Raw genomic sequence first — 3404 nt, forward strand, 5'->3', positions numbered from 1 at the left:
AGAGAGTATAAGGAAGACCTATTCTCTAATTATTGCTAAGGAATTTATTATCTTTTCATTCTCAAAGCAGAACTACGTTTAACCCTTGAGTTGGCGGTAATTAAGAAGAATGAAACAATGAAACAAATATTCCTTGCATTAATCACCGTATTGGCGTTATCATTAAGTTCTTGTGTTCAGCATCAAGAGAAGGAATTGAAAGATTCTAAAGAAATCTTTGGCCCCAGAATTATTGCAATTAATTATGATAGTTTATATCATTTGGAAAAACCGCCTGCTTACAAGCCCTTTCCAATGTATGGGGCTTTTTTATTTGGGGTAGCAACTCAAAACTTACCAATGGTATATAACCCAAAACTCTCTCTTCCAGAAAATATCAAAAAATCAACAGATGTTATTTATAAAAAAACTGATGGGTTATCACTCGGTGTGGATATATATTCAAATAAAACTGATAAATCATCGAACCCGCTAATACTAATAATTCATGGTGGTTATTGGAAAGCAGGTGATAAAGGAGAGTTCTACACGCAGCGTGCAATAGAATTTGTTGAAATGGGTTACACCGTTGCATCAATAAATTATCGGTTATCAACAAATCACAAATTTCCAGCCAACATCGAAGACTTAAGAGATGGCATTTTATTCTTAATCGAACATGCAAAGGAGTATAATATAGATCCTAGTCAAATTATGACTTATGGAATTTCCGCTGGTGGTCATCTAGCGGCTTTTATGACACTAGCGGCTAACTCTGATAGAGAATATGTAAAAGGTTTAAATCCATCTTCATTTAAAGGCGCAATTTCATTGTATGGAATACATGATATGAGTTTGACAATTCAAAGAGAACATCCCTTTACTGAATTATACATTGGAACATCTTATGATGTAGACACTACCAATTATATTGATGCTTCAACAACCCAACATGTAGACCAAAATGATCCGCCAATTTTATTAATACATGGTTCGCTTGATGGTTCTGTATCTGTAAAAAATTCTGATAATTTGGCGCAAGTACTAGAATCAAAAAAAGTCCCCTATGTCTATGACAGAATTGAAGGATGGCCTCATGTGATGGATTTTTTCTCGCCAATTGGAGAAAGAACACTCTGGCAAATTCATGATTTTCTTCAAGAATATATGCCTTCCGAAGAATTAAAAAATAAAAAATGAATAACTACCGCCAACAATGTATATAGCGCATAGAAACGCACCATATTCTCAACGATGCTAACACATTATTCATTACATTTTTATATTATTAAATAGGTATTCATCTGTTCGCTGCGCTCGGGTCGCCAAAGGCGAACTTCAATCTGAGCTGCTACACAGACAATGCATCTTAAAGTAGATGTGTTATCATCTCAAGGGTTAAACCAAATTACTATAACAGCTATACCTCAGACAATCGCCTTCGACGGACTTCGAGCCTAAACGTGCGACATCGTCGGTTAAAAGTAATTTAGTTCACGAAACTTCTAATGTGATAAATAGGTATTCATGAATGCTTCGCATTTGGCTCTGCTCCTCGAATTCCCAATCTAATAAATTCCACAATTTACACTTCGCTACGCGAAGCTAATTGACGATCAATAATTAGAGCGTATAAGGAAGACCTATTCTCTAATTATTGCTAAGGAATTTATTATCTTTTCATTCTCAAAGCAGAACTGCGTTTAACGCTCTGTTGTGCTTAATATACTATTTATGAGTAAAAGATTTATAATTCTACTTTCCATCACTTTATCATTATTGTTCACCAAGTGTGATTCATTTCGAACAGATAAAAGTTCAATTTCCAATGAAATTATTCTAGAAAAGGAAAATGATACACTTAATTTGCTGACCGATATCAATCCTCTGCTAGAAGACGGAGATATCAATGCAGTAATTGAGATTCCTGCGGGTACTATAGATAAGTGGGAGTTAAATAAATCAACAGGACAGATACAATGGGAATTAATTGACAATAAACCTCGAAGAATAAATTATATTGGCTATCCAGGTAACTATGGGATGATTCCTATGACTTTATTGTCAAAAGAAAAAGGCGGGGATGGTGATCCGTTAGACATACTCGTTCTTGGCCCTCCTGGCGAAAGAAATCAAATATTAAAAAGTAAAATAATAGGCGTATTGTACTTACGAGATAGAAGCGAGCAAGATGATAAATTAATTGCTGTTTCAAATGATTCGCCAATGTATGAAGTTAACAGTATAGATGAACTAAATGATAATTACAAAGGTATTACTGAAATAGTGGAATTATGGTTTGAAAACTATAAAGGACCAGGGGAAATTGAATTAAATGGGTACGGAAACAAAAAAGCTGCAATTGACATACTTACTAAGGCAATTAATGAATATCAATTAAATAATACTAAGCACAACATAAAATAAATGGCATTAAAACGACCCTTTATTCGAGTCGTTGGCTACAATTTGGAAATGATTCGTTTTTGGTGTATATTTACATCAAACATTTAAACTATGTCAAGACAAAGTATATCATTTACAAAGCCGAACGATGAATGGTTAAAAGCACAAGTGGAAAATAAAGAATATTCAAGCAAAAGCGAATTAGTTAACGATTTGATTAGACAAGCCCGAAAACAGCAAGTTCAAATTGACTGGATTCGAGCTAAAATTGAGAAAGCTGAAAATAGCGGATTTACGAATGACAGCAAAGAAAGTATTTTAGCTCAATCAAAGTCTTTGCTAAATGGCTAAATACAAACTGACAAACGAAGCTAAAAATGACTTGATTCGGATTCATCAATATGGAGTTAAAAAATTCGGAATGACCCAAGCGGACAAATATTTTGAGTCTTTTTTTGAATATTTTGACATCATTGCTGAACGACCTTTTTCCTTTGAATCTGTTGACTATATACAAAAAGGTTACAGACGTTGCGTTTGTGGAGTTGATAGTATTTACTATAAAATCAACGAAAATATTGTTGAAATAATAACAATAGTTGGAAGACAAGATTTGAATGAAAAATTATAATGGTATTAAAAACTGCTGCCAACAATGTATAACAGCAATTTACTCAATAATTTTTATTTTTATTGGCGTTCGTCAGTCGCTAAGCTCTGGTCGGCGGATTCGACTACGTCAGAATCCTATCGGAATTACTAGCGTCGGTGCTTAACCGAAAAATAATAGCTTAAAACCCGTAACGGACGGTTACACGAACCATTGTGAACAATTCGCCCAGGGCTAACTTTAATCTGCGCTGCTATGCAGATAATGCATCTTAAAGTAGATGTGTTATCACCTCAAGGGTTAAACCAAATTACTATAACAGCTATACCTCAGACAATCGCCTTCGACGGGCTTCGAGCCAAAACGTGCGACATCGTCGGTTAAAAGTAATTTAGTTCATGAAACTTCT

General features: G+C 34.5%; 4 protein-coding genes. All 4 read left to right on the top strand.

What is annotated here, in order from left to right; genetic code table 11:
* The first annotated feature begins 117 nt into the window (after positions 1 to 117).
* The 4 genes from LBU54_RS15135 (at position 118) to LBU54_RS15150 (ending at position 3016) form a co-directional block, all read left to right on the top strand.
* Complete coding sequence (locus tag LBU54_RS15135; RefSeq protein WP_224531939.1) at positions 118 to 1179, top strand: alpha/beta hydrolase; 1062 nt, start codon at positions 118 to 120, stop codon at positions 1177 to 1179.
* Between the two features lie 534 nt (positions 1180 to 1713).
* Positions 1714 to 2406, top strand: coding sequence for an inorganic diphosphatase (locus tag LBU54_RS15140; RefSeq protein ID WP_224531941.1), 693 nt, complete (start codon positions 1714 to 1716; stop codon positions 2404 to 2406).
* Between the two features lie 90 nt (positions 2407 to 2496).
* A complete protein-coding gene (locus LBU54_RS15145) occupies positions 2497 to 2736 on the top strand; it encodes a ribbon-helix-helix domain-containing protein (RefSeq protein WP_224531942.1) in 240 nt (79 codons plus the stop codon).
* A complete protein-coding gene (locus LBU54_RS15150; protein WP_224531943.1) occupies positions 2729 to 3016 on the top strand; it encodes a type II toxin-antitoxin system RelE/ParE family toxin in 288 nt (95 codons plus the stop codon). The genes LBU54_RS15145 and LBU54_RS15150 overlap by 8 nt, the downstream gene beginning before the upstream one ends.
* Positions 3017 to 3404 lie beyond the last annotated feature (388 nt).

Source organism: Winogradskyella alexanderae (assembly GCF_020166335.1).
In the GTDB taxonomy this organism is placed as follows: domain Bacteria; phylum Bacteroidota; class Bacteroidia; order Flavobacteriales; family Flavobacteriaceae; genus Winogradskyella; species Winogradskyella alexanderae.